The following is a 13,192-nucleotide window of genomic DNA, read 5'->3' on the forward strand; positions in this document are numbered from 1 at the left end:
TTCCTGTTTAAAATAAAAGATTTAACGTGCTTTTTTGTGTTTTTTCATCTATCACATGAAATCACAATAAACAGCCACTCCAACGTTCCGGAAATCGTTTATAATAGCAACGAAGCGGCAAGGTGCCGCCGCCGGATAACGAGACGTGCGGCCTTTCCGGCCTTCTTGTCCCGCCGGGGGGGATTCCCCCGGGCCCCCGGCCCGCAGTCGAAGGGCAAGCAACTTTTGGAGAAGAATCATGGCGCAGCTTTTGCTGACAGACTGGCTGACGATCTGCACCGCCGGGCCGACGGTTGACGGGCGGACGATTGAGGAAAAATGGTTGACCGAAGCCGCGAAAAACTACGATCGCGAAGAATATCCTGCTTTCGTCAACTGCGAACACTACTACGGCAACCTGGGGACGGTCTGGGAGCTGCGGACCGAACGCGACAAAAAATCGCGGCTCTGTCTGCAGGCAAGGATCCGCGTCAACAAGTATTTTCTGCAGCAGAACGCGGAGGGGATCCGCCTCTGCTACTCCGCGGAGTTTCTGCACAATTTCGCGGAAACCGGTGAAACCTATCTGGTCGGACTGGCCACGACGGACACCCCGGCCAGCCTCGGCACCACCGAAACCCATTTCAAACGACGGGAAAAGGATCTCGTTCGCGCGGATGCGGTCGAATTTGAAAAAATCGAACTGTCCAGGAATGACGATCCCGGACTTTATGAAGCCGTGAAATCCGTTTTCAAGGAATTTTTTACCCCTAAACGACAGGAGATGATCGAAATGACGAAAGAAGAGTTTGCGGATGCGATGAAGCCGCTCCAGGAGGCGCTCGCGGAGCTTTCCGGCAAAGTCGAGAAGCTGAACGGCCACGGAAATAAACCGGATGGCGAACAGAAGACGGAGCCGGAGAAGCCCGCCGACAAGACCGCCGAGGCGCTCGCGGAGCTTTCCGGCAAGGTCGAGAAAATCGCCGAAACCCTGAACAGCCTCACTCGGGAAATCCCTCCGAAAACCAATGCGGCCACCGCCGGAACCGGCGAGGCTGATTCCGAAGATCTGATTTAAGGAGCACGTGCAATGAATTTTCTGAGCAAAGATCGTTTCGAAGCCCTGCAGACCAGGCTGGCGAAATCCTACAATGTCCGCACCGTGAGCGAGATGTTCAATGTTGATGTGCCGAAGGCCGTCGCGCTGATTAACGCGGTTCAGCAGTCGATCGCGTTTCTGCAGACGGTGTCTGTCATCAATGTCACGGATACGAAGGGCGATATTGTGACGCTGCACGCGCCGACTTCGATCGCCGGACGCACCGACACCGGCAGCGGTACCAAAGAGCGTGTCGCGCAGGTCGTCGGGAACAAGACCGCTCGAACCTATGAAACGGCACAGACCAATTACGATATTGCGCTGCGTTATTCCGATGTCGACGCCTGGCGCCGTTTCTCCGATTATGACAGCCGGATCCTCTCGATGATCTATCACCGGATGGCGCTCGATCAGCTGCTGATCGGCTGGTACGGCAAAGCGTGTGCAAAGGACACCGACCGCGAAACCAATCCGCTGCTGCAGGATGTCAACTACGGCTGGATGTATGATCTCTACACCAACAAGCCCGAGAACTGGATCAAGGCCGATTCCGGCCAGAAGCTCAAGCTCGGCGCCGGTGGTGACTGGAACAACCTCGACCAGCTCGCCTATGAACTCCTGAGCCTGATTCCGGAGGAAAACCGTACCGGGAACGAGATGGTGCTGGTCGGCCGCCGGATCGTCGCGTGGGAATCCGGAAAGATTTTCGAGGCACACGGGCAGACCCCGAGCGAAAAGACCAAATTCTCGCTTCTCTCGAAAACCTACGGCGGACTTCCTGCGACCTCTCCGGCCTGTTTCCCCGATACCGGTGTGATGGTGACGGATCCGGCGAATCTGCAGATCTACATCCAGGAGGGGAGCCTCCGGCGGCAGCTGGTCGACAATCCGAAACGCGACCAGATCGAGCACTATCAGAGCCAGAACGAGTGTTACCGGATCAGCGATCTCGACGCTGCTGCGGCGGTCAACTACGAGGATATCGAGTTCGTTTCCAATTCGACCGGAACCGATGGCGCGGAACAGGGAGCGTAACGCATGAAAGCCTGGGAATACCATAACCGGATTGTCCGGGAACGGCGGGCGCGCGAGGCTGCGGAGGCCGTCCGCGCCGGCCAGGCCGGGACAATCGCGAAAATGGCTGACCAGACCCCGGAATTCGAGCTGCTGATGACTGCGATCGAACAGGAGTGCCGCCGGCTCTCCGAGCTGCCGCGCGGATCTGAACGGATCGAGCGTAAGCGGGCTCTGCTGCTGGAGTTCCTGCCGGTCGTCGAAAAATATGTCGTCACCGGTGAGGAATACCGGAATCCCGTTCTTACGCAGCTGATGGTGTGGGCGTTTGACGTCGGCGATATCGATCAGGCGATGCGGCTCGCCCGGGTGGCGATCGCGCAGAACCAGCCGATGCCGGAGCGCTACAAGCGCGATGTTCGGACCGCCGTCGCGGATCTCGTGATGGACTGGGTGGAATCCCGGGGAGAACAGCCGGTCGAACCCTATTTCTCGGAGGTTTACCGGGCGATTTTTCCGGAGGAACCCGACGCGATCGGCTGGCAGATCCACGATGAGATCCGGCTGAAATACGTCAAGCGTGCGATTGCCGACGCGGAGAAGAGCGGCAATCTGCAATCGGCGCTCGACCTCTGCAATTTCGCGGAGAAGATCGATCCGAAAAAGGCGCAGGTCAAAACCAGGAAGGCGAAGCTCGAAAAGGAGCTCGCAAAGCTGGCCGAAGCCGCGCGAAATGCCGGAAGGCAGTCGGATCCCGAAGAGAAGTAACTTTTCGGGGAACAGTGACCACCCCCCGCGGGCGCGGGGGATTCCGGAACAGCGCCGGGCGTCATGGGCCGCCGCGGAACGAGGCCGGAAACCCCGCCCCGCCTCTATGGGAAAGCACGGGAAAGCACGGGAAAGCACGGGAAAACACATGGCAGGTTGGCTGGATGAAAAAATGACGCCGGATAATCGGACGATTCAGCGAGGGACGTTTTTCCCGCCGGTTGAGAGTGAGACCTTTTTCCGGCAGTATCGGCCGCCGGCGGAGCTCCCGTTTGAAACGGTGATCGCGCATCTGGAAATGGCCGTGATCCAGGTCGGCCGGCAGCTTGACTTCTGGAGGCGGGAGCAGACTGCCGCGACGATGGCGGAAATTCCGGCGGAGACGGTCAACGGGCGTTCCGAGCTGCTGGTTTTGTATGAACGCGCGGTCTATTGCGAAGCGAAGGCGGAAATCCTCAAGGAGACTCTGACCGCAGACCGGCGCAAGGCGGCGGAAAACAACGCCAAAACCGGCGAGGAAACGGAAGAAAAATACCGCGAATTTTCGGCGGACGCGATCGCGCTGATCGTCGGAGACGAGCGGATACATGTGGGAAGCATTTGATGATGGAGAATATCAGATCGCGCTTCTGGGAGCTGGTGGCATTTCTGAAAGAGAGAGCCGCGGCGCGCGGCGTCCCTCCGGAAAACTTCGACGCGGAAACCGCGAAGATGGAACTTGCCTCCGGAGGGCATAATCTGACGGAAACCGGCTGGCACCTGGCGAATCTGAAATATACCGGCGCGATCCTGATCGAGCGCGTCAACCGCGCGGACGCGGTGATGCTGATGCTGCATGTCCGCGCGTGGCTGGACGATCACGACGACACCCGGGATGATTCCAAACTTCCGGATCCGGAAGTCGCTCTCGTGCCTCTCGATGCCGGCGACCTGGTCGATCTGGTGATAAGCTGCGAGTTCGTCGATCCTGTTTTCATCGTGGAAGCGGATGACGGCGAACTGGTCTGGAACGGCAGGAAATTCGCGCCGATTGATTATGACCTCTGGATTGCTGAACGAGGCCGGGTGAATCAGGCGCCGGCAGTGCCGGAGGTGTAACCGATGACGCCTGAATTGACTCTTGCCGGGCCGGATTTGCGCCGGATCGCGGACGTTGTGCTTGCGGATCTGCTGCCGCCGCGGCTGCGGCGGCTGTGGCTCTCGCGCATGGGGCGGATGGCGATTGCACAGGCGAAGAAGAATGTCCGGGAGCAGAAAACCGTTGACGGTTCGCCGATGGCTCCGCGAAAACGGCGGGATGTACGTAAGAAAATGTTAACCGGACTGGTGAAGAGCCGGTGGATCGGAATGGATCTGCCGGATGAAGATACAGCACGGGTGAAGTTTTTTCGGAATGCGGGTGTCGTTGCAAGGAAACACCAGCTCGGCGGACGGGCGGCAGGCGCGACCAGAATGGGAATCAAATACCCGAGGACGTTCGACACCTCGAAGATTCCAGCCTCGTTGAAAGGAAAGCATTTCACGCTTGAAAGCGGGAAAATCGGGTGCTCGGCAAACCAGGCGGCGATGATGATCCGGCTGGATTACATTCCGCCGTATGTGCGTCGCGGGATGCCGGCCGGAGGTGCTGATGCGGTGGAATATCTGATGCAGCACATTTCCCGGAAACTTGCGGTTTTTCTGATTGCGGAAGGCGTGAAACGGACCGGGAAGGCGAAGGTGCCGGACAATACTCCGGCGCGGCCGTTCCTCGGTCTCGATGAAGAGCAGAAAATCGCAATGGGTGATGCAATCATGGCCGGTATTTACAACCGGTTCAAGGCGAAAAATCACGAAAATTTACTCAAATAGCCGAATCGGCAAAGCAAGGAGAAAAAAATGGCAATCGGCAGCGTCACAATCGTAAAGGTCGACGGGATGCAGGGCAATTTCAACGAGGTCGAACGGGTGTTCCTTTACCTCGGAAAAATCGCGGATCCGGATCTTGCCGGACAGATCATCCCGATCGGAGGGAACACGGATCTCGATCAGGCGCTCGGCGCCGGAGAGTCGGAACTGAAAACGCAGATCGCCGCGGCCCGGCAGAATGTGCAGAGCGATCAGTTCGCCTGTTACGCGGTCGGAGTGCCGACCGATCAGGACTGGAAAGAGGTGCTCTATGCGGCGCTCGACAAGCCCGCGGATTTGAATATCGAGGCGGTGGTGCTCTGTACGCCGCTGGAAAGCAAGCTCGAGGTGCAGGAGTGCATGGCTGCTGCGTCGGAGGTCCTGGCACGGTTCGCGAAGTTTATCGCCGTGATCGGCTGCGTGACCGGGATCGATAAAAGTTCGGAAACCTGGGGCAGTTACATCACCCGGATTTCCGCCCTGGTCGACGGCGTCGCCGCCGAGCGTGTCTGCGTGGTTCCGCTGCTGCACGGGAATGATCTCGGCTGCGTGGCCGGCCGTCTCTGCAATCCGGCGGTTTCCGTTGCGGATTCCCCGATGCGCGTCGCCACCGGCGCGCTGGTCGGGCTCGGCGTGACTGAGGACGATATTGAACCGGTCGACAGCGCGGGCGCTCCGCTGACCATGACCACGATCTCCGCGCTGGCGGACGCCCGGTTCAGCGTCTGCCAGTGGTACGCCGGTTACGACGGCACCTACTGGGCGGATATGGCGACACTGGCCGCGGAGGGCAGCGATTACGCCGTCTACGAAAATCTTCGCGTCGTGGACTATTGTGCACGGCGGGTGCGGATCCTTGCCATCGCCCGGATTGCCGACCGGCGGCTGAACAACACGGCGCAGTCGATCAGTGCGAACGAAACCTATTTCATGCGCCCGCTGCGGGAGGCGTCGCGCACGGTTGTCCTGAACGGCGTCGAGCTGCCGGCAATGATCCAGCCGCCGCAGGATGGCGATATCTCGATCACCTGGATCAGCCGGACGGAGGTCTCGATCGCGATTTCCGCGCGGCCGTACAACTGCCCGAAAAAAATCACGGTCTATATGGGACTTGATCTTTCCAACGCGTAAAATTAAGGTGAAAACATGGCGACGACACAGCGTTTCAATGGACTTTCCTTCACGTTCGACCTCGGCGATTTCAAAGTCAAGGCGAAAAAATTCACGCTCGATATTACCGACAATTCGGCCGCTGCGATGCGCAACGGACGCCCGGACGGATTCGTTCAGGGCGACGTCTCCGCCTCCGGAACGATCACCGTCGACCGGATCGGACTGCGTGCATTCGTCGAGGCCGGCAAGTCGGCAGGTGCGATCCAGGAGATTCCGCCGTTCGATATCAACAGTTATGCCGAGGCCGGCGACGACAATCTGAAGATCGAGGCGTTCGGCTGCAAGGTCAAGCTGTCGAAACTTCTCGACGTTGACAAAAACAGCGCCGACGAAACCGAGTTCGAGCTCCCCTTCGAGGTGACGAGCCCCGATTTCGTGAGCATTGACGGCGTTCCCTACGTGAAACCCATCAACGAGGATTGAGGAGGAAAATACCATGCGAACCAGAGAAATCATTCTGACGGTCGGAGAAAACGACCTGAAATTCAAGGTCGACACGACCGAATACAACCGCTATCTCGATGAAATGGGAATGACGGACAAGGTTGTGCCGGCGGAGAACTTTCTCCGCCGCACCCTGGTCGACAAGGAGCAGCGGCCGCTGCTCGATGAGGCGTGTGACGACGGCCTGACACTCGAACTGGCCGGCTGCCTGGTCAAGGAGTTCCGGCCGCAGGTGGCGATCACGGTAAAAAAGTAGAGAAGCGGCTCCGGAAGCTGCAGCGGGACAAGGGCTCGCTGCGGCTGCTGGAACTCTACGCCCGGCGGTATTTCCCCGGCCGGGAACTCGATGAGGACTGCCTCGCCGAAGCCGCTTTTCTGGAGTGGGATTACTGGCGCAAAATGGGTGAAACCATCGCGAAGGTGCTCGGGGGTTAATCCCTGGTATGCGGAACCCGTTCCGTTATCCAGCCAATCAGCAGGCAGAAAACTGACGGAAACGCCAATATGCTGGCTAAAATCGGAATACGGTCAAGACGGAAAAGCCCGCATAAAAGAAAATAGATCACGATCAGAAAGCAATACCAGCGGAAAGCCTGGTTTTTTCGAAGGCGGAAAAATGGCGCAATCATCAGATAACCAATGATGATAAGTGCAACGATGCAGAAAAGAGAGCCCATGACAACCGCATTCCGTGATGATTGTAATCTTGTAATATTATAGCATTTTTTTGGAGATTTTCAAATGGCCGGCGCGCTGGAACAACTCTTTTTCACCATTACGCTTCTCGACAAGGTGAGCGGCCCGTCGAAGGGGGTTTGCGAATCATTCCGGGCAATGCAGCAGCGGGGAAAGGATGCGTTCCAGCTGATGGGGAAGGGAGCGCTGGGCGTTGCCGCCGCCGCCTCCAGTCTCAACGCATTTTCCGGACGCGGGCGGGAGTTCAACAAAGCACTCGGCGAAGTTGCCAGTCTCGATACTCCGACAGCGGAGCTGGAAAAACTCGGCCTGGCGAGTAAAAAATTTGTACAGCAGTTCGGCGGTGATGCTGCGCAGATCGCCGCGTCCGCCTACGATATTCAGTCCGCGATTCCCGGCCTGACCGAAGGCGCGCTTGCCGCGTTTACCTATCAGGGGGCGATGCTGGCCAGGGCGACCAAATCCAACGCCGCGACGATCACGAAATATCAGGGCACGCTTTACAACATTTTCGAGGCCGAAGCGAACAAAATCGGCCAGGCAAAATGGGTGGAACAGCTCGCCGGGAAAACGGCGCACGCGGTGAAGATTTTCAAAACAACCGGCGACGATATGAGCGCGGCATTTACCAATCTCGGCTCGATCGGCCAGAAGGCCGGCGTTTCTCTCGATGAACAGCTCGCCGTGCTCGGCACGCTGCAGGGAACCATGGGGGGCGCAAATGCCGGAACCGCGTACAAGGCGTTCCTGAATACGGTCGGCCGGGCGCAGTTGACCACGAAATCGGGAGAAACTCTGAAATTCACCGACGAAAGCGGCAAGCTCCTGCCGATGGTGCAGATCCTGGAGAAGATCCGCGAAGCGGTCGGCCCCGGACAGCTGAAACTCGCCGACCAGACGAAGCTGATGCAGGCATTCGGCGACGAGGGCGGCAAGGCGGTGCTGAATCTGCTCGACAAAACCGAGAGCCTGAAGGGCTCGATCGGAGATCTGCAGAAAATTCAGGATTCATCCGGCACGGCCCGGATGGCCGCCGCGATGGTCGACCCGATGGATCAGTTCAAATCGTCTCTCGACGTGGTGCGGATCACGCTGGGGCAGGGGGTGCTTCCTGCTGTCAATCTGTTCCTCAATGCGCTTTCCGGAGTTCTGCGCGTGGTCAACTGGTTTCTGGAATACATTCCCGGATTGAAGTACCTTGTCGGGGGTGTCGTAATTGCAATTGCCGCGCTGACCGGCGCGATGTCGACATTTTACATCGTCATCGGTGGGAAAAAACTCATTGCCGCATTCTGGAAGGAATTACAAATCGTCTATGCCTGGTGTCTCAAAAACTCCGCGGCGACGCATTCGATGACATTTGCGCAGCGGTTGAACGCAATCGGGCAGATGTTCTGGACAAAGACGGTCGGCGGCTCGATCATCGCGTCGAAACTGGCGGCCGCGGCACAGTGGTTGTATACGACCAGCCTGAAATCCGGCGCGTTCTGGCAAAAGCTCGGCGCCCTGTATTCGACAACACTCGCAATCTGTACCGGCCGCTATACGCTGCAGACTGCGCTTGCCACCACTGCGACCGGCGGGCTCTCTGCGGCGCAGCTCGGGCTGATTCTCAAACAGAAAGCGCTCGTCCTCTGGACTGGGTTGACCAGGGCCGCGACAATCGGCCTCAATATCGCGATGGCGGCGCTGAAACTCGTGATGCTGGCCGGAGTGGTCCCTGCGGCAATCGCCGCCGGCGCCGGGATCCTTGCAATGAAAATCCCGATGCTGCTCGCCTCCGCCGCCGGTTGGCTCCTGTCTGGCGGATTCACGGCCGCCGCGTCCGCGACCTGGGCGTTTGCCGCGGCTCTTCTGGCATGTCCGGTTACCTGGATTGTGATCGGGATTGCCGCGATCGTTGCCGCGGTGGCCGCGTTGATCTATTACTGGGATGATGTCGTCGAGGCGCTGAAAAACGTATGGGAATGGTTCCGGATGGTCTGCCCGAACATCGCCGGATTGATCGAAAATCTCGCGGCTGGATTCACCGCGATCGGCAATCTCATCGGCGGTGTCTGGCGCAGTATCACGGAGGCCGGCAACGGCTTCTACAACTGGCTCGGCGGAAAACTGCTGCCGCTGGTGCAGTTCTTTTCCGACGTATTCGCGGGAGCCGGGAATATCGCGGCGGCGATCTGGGGGGGAATCCAGTCGGCGCTTTCCAGCGTCGACGGCTGGATCGGCTCGATCCTGCGCGGGCTTTCGAAAATTCCCGGTCTGGGGGGCCTGGCACCGCAGACGGAGAGCGGAGCAACTCCGGTTGCCGCGTCCACCGTCGCGAAGTTGTCGGAGCCGGTGATTCAAGACGTTGTAAAAACACGGGATTACGACGTTCCGGCCGGAGGAATCCGGAACAGTACAGTCAACAACAACCGGAACTACAATGTTGAAGTTTATGCGCCGAACGGCCTCAGCCCGGCACAGCTCGAAGAGTATTTGATTCTGCAGGGGGCGTAATGGCAACGTATACGGATATCCTGATTCAGAATGACGATATCGCCATCGACGGCGACAATCAGGCGGTCATCATCGAGGATCGCGCGGTGATCCTGCAGGATCTCGTGCACGCGATCCGGGAAAGCGGCTATCTGGTCGAAATGATCGCGGAACGCGGCGCGGAACGGCGCGGACTGCTCCGGAATAAAATCATCGATCTGGTGGAAGAAGATACCAGGATCGTCCCGGGGACTGCAAAGTTCACCGGATCCGGCGGAGAGTGGACCCTGTTCGCAGACACGTATGAATTCGGGCCGATACAAAGTCCGGTTTGGATAAATTGAGGGAAACATGGATCTGGAAAACTTGACAGCACAGGAAAAGGAGTTCAAGCGCGCGCTGGATGCCTCCGGCATTCCGACAACGGATGAACAGTTCCGCGCGGAGTGGCAGCAGATGGCCGATGAGGCGAATGTGCCGATTGCAAACCCGTCGAAATTTTCGGCGTTCTGGGTGTTCGTGTCGACCGCGATCACGGAACCTGCCCGCTGGCTGATCGCATTCATGATCCGGCACGTGATGCCGAACATGTATGTGAAAACTGCCGGGGGAAGTTATCTGGATCTGCTCGGCTGGGCGTATGACGTTGCGCGGAAAGAGGCAGGCAAGGCCCGCGGCTGGATCACGTTCCGGCGGGACAATACCGCGCAGCAGTTGCAGATTCCGGCCGGCACGCGTGTCCGCACTGTGCCGATCGCCGGTAAAATTTTCCGCATGATCTCGCTCGAGGACGCGGTCATGGAGACCGGAACGGCGGAGCTTGAAGTGCTCTGCGAGGCCGAGGAGGCCGGAAGCGGCTACAATCTCGGAGCAGGTTACTACTGCCTGATGGATTCCGATGTGCCCGGAATTACCTCCGTCACCAACGGCGCGGATTACCTCGCAGAGCCGGGCGCGGCGGAGGAATCGGACGAGCAGCTCCGGCTGCGGATACGGTACCAGTTCGGCAGCGCCGGAGAGTGGCACGTTGACGCGAAATATCGCAGCATGATCGCCGCAAACACCGGATTCCGGCCCGACCGGATCTATTTCAAACGCTACGACGGCGACCGTTATCCGTGCCGCGGGCCCGGCAGCGCGGACGCGTTTGTGCTGTTCGATGCCGGTGTCACTCCGGATGAAACGCTCGCAGAGGTCAACCGCTACATCAATGACCAGGACAACCACGGACACGGCGACGATCTGAAGGTTCTGGCAGTACCGGGATCCACGCACGATGTTTCCGTCTCGGTGATCTTTCGTCGCAACACGACCTCCGATCGCCGCGCGGAAGTTCTTGCGGAGGTCGAACAGGTGATCCGCTGCGCGTTCCGGGAAAACGAACAGTATCTTGACCAGGTGACACAGACGTGGCCATACAGCCGGTTCGCCTTTTCGCAGTTGAGCTATGAGCTGCATGATCTCTTCTATGAGATCGAGGCGCTGGAATGGGGGCAGGATGACATTCTTTCAGATCTCGATGTGCCCCGGCTCGGGAACCTGACCATTGAGGAGGGCGCATAATGCAGCCGCGGAAATCCATCCAACTTCGGTTCTGGCAGAACAAGGGGCAGCTTGCCTCGATCGCCGCGGTGGCCGATCGCTGGTTCGACCGGATCACGGAATATCTCTCCTGGCTGAACAGCCAGATCGACGCGGAAACCGCGCCGCTGGAACTGCTCGATCTTCTCGCCTGGCAGCGGGATATTGACCGTCTCCCCGGGGAGGATGAGGAACTGTATCGCAGACGCGTCAAGTATGCTCTTGCGAATGCGAAGGATGCCGGCAGCAAAGCCGGATTCGCGCGAATCTGGGAACGGCTCGGCCTCGGCTCGATCATCCAGACCGAACGGTTCGACGCGGAGAACTGGGATGTGATCCGCCTGCAGATCGACGAGTATGTTTTCGGAAAATATGTCGGATTGTTCGACACCCTGATCGAACAGTACGGACGCACCTGCCGCCGCTATGTGTTCGAATCGAAGGCCGACACGCCGTCGGAGCTTCGCGCGGCAGGCTTTGAATGTGAGGTTTTATTCAATATGGCAGAGGGCTGATATGAGCAGGAGACGAAATTTGCAACGATCCGGCGACGAGGTATGTTTTTCGTTCGGAGATCCGGAGCCGGTGCGCTCGGAACGGATTCTCGACTATCTCGGCGTTTTCATGGAAACCGGCGGCGAATACTACATCCCTCCGGTGCAGTTCTCCGGTCTGGCCAGGATGCGCCGCGCGAACTGCCAGCACGGCAGCTGCATTGTCGAACGGCGGAATCTGGCCGCGAATGCCTACCGGGGCGGGGCATTGTCGCTGCAGGATTTCCGCGCTGCCGTGACCGATTTCCTGAGTATCGGCAATGCGTTTTGCGAGGTGGTTCGCAATGGAATGGGGAATATTACCCGCCTGGTGCACATCCCCGCGATCAATATGCGCGTGCGTACATTCGGGAAGGGATTCCGGCGGCTGATGCCGGGCGGGAAGTACATCGATTTCGAGCCTGGCGAGATCGTTCACGTCAAGGAGTATGACGAAATCCAGCAGATTTACGGGATTCCGGACTGGCTCGGCGGGCTCCAGTCGGCTCTGCTCAACGAGGACGCGACGCTGTTCCGGCGCCGTTACTACGTCAACGGCGCGCACCTGGGATATATTCTGTACACCAATGACCCGAAGATGTCTCCGGCCATCAAGACCGCGCTCGAACAGAAGTTCAGAGAGGGGAAGGGGGTCGGGAATTTTAAAAGTTCCTATATCCATATCCCCGGCGGGCAGGAAAAAGCGATTCAGATCATCCCGATCGGCGATATTTCTCAAAAGGACGAATTTGCGAACATTAAAAATTTGTCCGCTTCGGATGTGCTGACCGCACATCGCGTGCCGCCGGTGCTGATGGGAATCGTTCCGTCGCAGGGATCCGGAGGTCTCGGCGATCCTGAAAAGGTCGAGCGCGTTTATTTCCGTACCGAGGTGAAGGCGCTGTGTCAGAATTTTATCGATATCAACGACCGGCTGCCGCCCCGGCTGCGGCTGAAATTTAATTTTAATGTGGAGGAATCACCCGATGCCGAATAGCATAATTACCGCCGCCGGGCTGGCGCTGTTTGCCGATGCGCTGTATTCCGGTGAAACAATCACGATCGACCGGCTCGTGTTTGCCGACGTGCCCGGGCTGGATCCGGCTGTAACGCCGGATGAAAACCAGTCGCTGCCGCCGGCCGGGCAGATCATGCTCAACGCGGAGATCTCGCACTCCGGAAAAGTCGACGAAAACACGGTTGTCTACAGTACGATCCTGACCGCGAACGACGGCAATTTTTACATCAACTGGATCGGACTCTATTCGACGGAGCACGAAACGCTCGTTGCCGTCTGTGTGGTGCCGCGGCATTACAAATTCAAGACCGACGGTTTCCAGGCCGGAAACACGTTGTATAAGAATTTCGCGATCCAGTACGCGAACGCAGCGGCATTGACCGGGATTTCAATCAACCCCGAAACGTGGCAGTATGATTTCGATACCCGCTATGCGTTGAAGGATCACAACCACGATTCCAGATATGAACCGCTCGGCGCGGTCAACACGCACAATAACGCCGCAAGTCCGCACCCCGGTAA

The 13,192-nt window shown here is 58.4% G+C and carries 18 protein-coding genes; 17 read left to right on the forward strand and 1 reads right to left on the reverse strand.

The features are described 5' to 3' along the window. The 11 genes from ACMLHG_RS13380 to ACMLHG_RS13430 form a co-directional block, all read left to right on the forward strand. Positions 1 to 297, forward strand: a 297-nt coding sequence (locus ACMLHG_RS13380) for a hypothetical protein (protein WP_417170814.1), incomplete at its 5' end; no start/stop codon positions are given. After that, entirely contained in the window at positions 239 to 1,057 is an 819-nt protein-coding gene (locus ACMLHG_RS13385; protein ID WP_417170815.1) for a GPO family capsid scaffolding protein, read from the forward strand. The genes ACMLHG_RS13380 and ACMLHG_RS13385, both read left to right, overlap by 59 nt. A gap of 12 nt (positions 1,058 to 1,069) precedes the next feature. Next, complete coding sequence (locus ACMLHG_RS13390; protein ID WP_417170816.1) at positions 1,070 to 2,113, forward strand: phage major capsid protein, P2 family; 1,044 nt, start codon at positions 1,070 to 1,072, stop codon at positions 2,111 to 2,113. 3 nt (positions 2,114 to 2,116) lie between these two features. Then, on the forward strand, positions 2,117 to 2,860 hold the full coding sequence (gpM, locus tag ACMLHG_RS13395) for a phage terminase small subunit (RefSeq protein WP_417170817.1): 744 nt from the start codon (positions 2,117 to 2,119) through the stop codon (positions 2,858 to 2,860). Between the two features lie 148 nt (positions 2,861 to 3,008). Further along, positions 3,009 to 3,464, forward strand: coding sequence for a head completion/stabilization protein (locus ACMLHG_RS13400; protein ID WP_417170818.1), 456 nt, complete (start codon positions 3,009 to 3,011; stop codon positions 3,462 to 3,464). Continuing rightward, positions 3,464 to 3,958: a phage tail protein gene (locus tag ACMLHG_RS13405; protein WP_417170819.1), complete on the forward strand. Its 495-nt coding sequence runs from the start codon at positions 3,464 to 3,466 to the stop codon at positions 3,956 to 3,958. The genes ACMLHG_RS13400 and ACMLHG_RS13405 overlap by 1 nt, the downstream gene beginning before the upstream one ends. A gap of 3 nt (positions 3,959 to 3,961) precedes the next feature. Continuing rightward, on the forward strand, positions 3,962 to 4,711 hold the full coding sequence (locus ACMLHG_RS13410; protein ID WP_417170820.1) for a hypothetical protein: 750 nt from the start codon (positions 3,962 to 3,964) through the stop codon (positions 4,709 to 4,711). Between the two features lie 27 nt (positions 4,712 to 4,738). Further along, positions 4,739 to 5,878, forward strand: coding sequence for a DUF2586 domain-containing protein (locus tag ACMLHG_RS13415; RefSeq protein ID WP_417170821.1), 1,140 nt, complete (start codon positions 4,739 to 4,741; stop codon positions 5,876 to 5,878). A 15-nt stretch (positions 5,879 to 5,893) separates the two neighbouring features. Then, positions 5,894 to 6,343 carry a phage protein gene (locus tag ACMLHG_RS13420; protein WP_417170822.1) on the forward strand — a complete coding sequence of 150 codons (450 nt, stop codon included), beginning with the start codon at positions 5,894 to 5,896 and terminating at the stop codon, positions 6,341 to 6,343. Between the two features lie 13 nt (positions 6,344 to 6,356). After that, on the forward strand, positions 6,357 to 6,620 hold the full coding sequence (locus ACMLHG_RS13425) for a putative phage tail assembly chaperone (protein WP_417170823.1): 264 nt from the start codon (positions 6,357 to 6,359) through the stop codon (positions 6,618 to 6,620). 47 nt (positions 6,621 to 6,667) lie between these two features. Beyond that, the gene (locus ACMLHG_RS13430; protein WP_417170831.1) at positions 6,668 to 6,799 is read left to right on the forward strand and encodes a DUF6890 family protein; all 132 of its coding nucleotides are present in this window, start codon (positions 6,668 to 6,670) and stop codon (positions 6,797 to 6,799) included. Here ACMLHG_RS13430 and ACMLHG_RS13435 read toward each other — a convergent pair. Further along, a complete protein-coding gene (locus ACMLHG_RS13435; protein WP_417170824.1) occupies positions 6,796 to 7,041 on the reverse strand; it encodes a hypothetical protein in 246 nt (81 codons plus the stop codon). The genes ACMLHG_RS13430 and ACMLHG_RS13435 overlap by 4 nt on opposite strands. 64 nt (positions 7,042 to 7,105) lie before the next feature. Between ACMLHG_RS13435 and ACMLHG_RS13440 the strand changes: the two genes are divergently transcribed. The 6 genes from ACMLHG_RS13440 to ACMLHG_RS13465 form a co-directional block, all read left to right on the forward strand. Further along, entirely contained in the window at positions 7,106 to 9,559 is a 2,454-nt protein-coding gene (locus ACMLHG_RS13440; RefSeq protein ID WP_417170825.1) for a phage tail tape measure protein, read from the forward strand. Further along, the gene (locus tag ACMLHG_RS13445) at positions 9,559 to 9,882 is read left to right on the forward strand and encodes a DUF2590 family protein (protein WP_417170826.1); all 324 of its coding nucleotides are present in this window, start codon (positions 9,559 to 9,561) and stop codon (positions 9,880 to 9,882) included. The genes ACMLHG_RS13440 and ACMLHG_RS13445 overlap by 1 nt, the downstream gene beginning before the upstream one ends. Positions 9,883 to 9,889: 7 nt before the next feature. Beyond that, a complete protein-coding gene (locus tag ACMLHG_RS13450; protein WP_417170827.1) occupies positions 9,890 to 11,101 on the forward strand; it encodes a baseplate J/gp47 family protein in 1,212 nt (403 codons plus the stop codon). Beyond that, positions 11,101 to 11,634 carry a phage tail protein gene (locus ACMLHG_RS13455; RefSeq protein ID WP_417170828.1) on the forward strand — a complete coding sequence of 178 codons (534 nt, stop codon included), beginning with the start codon at positions 11,101 to 11,103 and terminating at the stop codon, positions 11,632 to 11,634. Before ACMLHG_RS13450 ends, ACMLHG_RS13455 begins: the two co-directional genes overlap by 1 nt. Positions 11,635 to 11,653: 19 nt before the next feature. Further along, on the forward strand, positions 11,654 to 12,649 hold the full coding sequence (locus ACMLHG_RS13460) for a phage portal protein (RefSeq protein WP_417170829.1): 996 nt from the start codon (positions 11,654 to 11,656) through the stop codon (positions 12,647 to 12,649). Continuing rightward, positions 12,639 to 13,192 (forward strand): phage tail protein (locus ACMLHG_RS13465; RefSeq protein ID WP_417170830.1); only part of this gene is annotated, 554 nt, incomplete at its 3' end. The genes ACMLHG_RS13460 and ACMLHG_RS13465, both read left to right, overlap by 11 nt.

Source organism: Victivallis sp., assembly GCF_048170485.1.
In the GTDB taxonomy this organism is placed as follows: domain Bacteria; phylum Verrucomicrobiota; class Lentisphaeria; order Victivallales; family Victivallaceae; genus Victivallis.

Bases quoted from the DNA above. Each gene is read 5' to 3' on its own strand.
- ACMLHG_RS13385 (WP_417170815.1), top strand. From the start codon at position 239: ATGGCGCAGCTTTTGCTGACAGACTGGCTGACGATCTGCACCGCCGGG.
- ACMLHG_RS13390 (WP_417170816.1), top strand. From the start codon at position 1,070: ATGAATTTTCTGAGCAAAGATCGTTTCGAAGCCCTGCAGACCAGGCTG.
- gpM (WP_417170817.1), top strand. From the start codon at position 2,117: ATGAAAGCCTGGGAATACCATAACCGGATTGTCCGGGAACGGCGGGCG.
- ACMLHG_RS13400 (WP_417170818.1), top strand. From the start codon at position 3,009: ATGGCAGGTTGGCTGGATGAAAAAATGACGCCGGATAATCGGACGATT.
- ACMLHG_RS13405 (WP_417170819.1), top strand. From the start codon at position 3,464: ATGATGGAGAATATCAGATCGCGCTTCTGGGAGCTGGTGGCATTTCTG.
- ACMLHG_RS13410 (WP_417170820.1), top strand. From the start codon at position 3,962: ATGACGCCTGAATTGACTCTTGCCGGGCCGGATTTGCGCCGGATCGCG.
- ACMLHG_RS13415 (WP_417170821.1), top strand. From the start codon at position 4,739: ATGGCAATCGGCAGCGTCACAATCGTAAAGGTCGACGGGATGCAGGGC.
- ACMLHG_RS13420 (WP_417170822.1), top strand. From the start codon at position 5,894: ATGGCGACGACACAGCGTTTCAATGGACTTTCCTTCACGTTCGACCTC.
- ACMLHG_RS13425 (WP_417170823.1), top strand. From the start codon at position 6,357: ATGCGAACCAGAGAAATCATTCTGACGGTCGGAGAAAACGACCTGAAA.
- ACMLHG_RS13435 (WP_417170824.1), bottom strand. From the start codon at position 7,041: ATGGGCTCTCTTTTCTGCATCGTTGCACTTATCATCATTGGTTATCTG.
- ACMLHG_RS13440 (WP_417170825.1), top strand. From the start codon at position 7,106: ATGGCCGGCGCGCTGGAACAACTCTTTTTCACCATTACGCTTCTCGAC.
- ACMLHG_RS13445 (WP_417170826.1), top strand. From the start codon at position 9,559: ATGGCAACGTATACGGATATCCTGATTCAGAATGACGATATCGCCATC.
- ACMLHG_RS13450 (WP_417170827.1), top strand. From the start codon at position 9,890: ATGGATCTGGAAAACTTGACAGCACAGGAAAAGGAGTTCAAGCGCGCG.
- ACMLHG_RS13455 (WP_417170828.1), top strand. From the start codon at position 11,101: ATGCAGCCGCGGAAATCCATCCAACTTCGGTTCTGGCAGAACAAGGGG.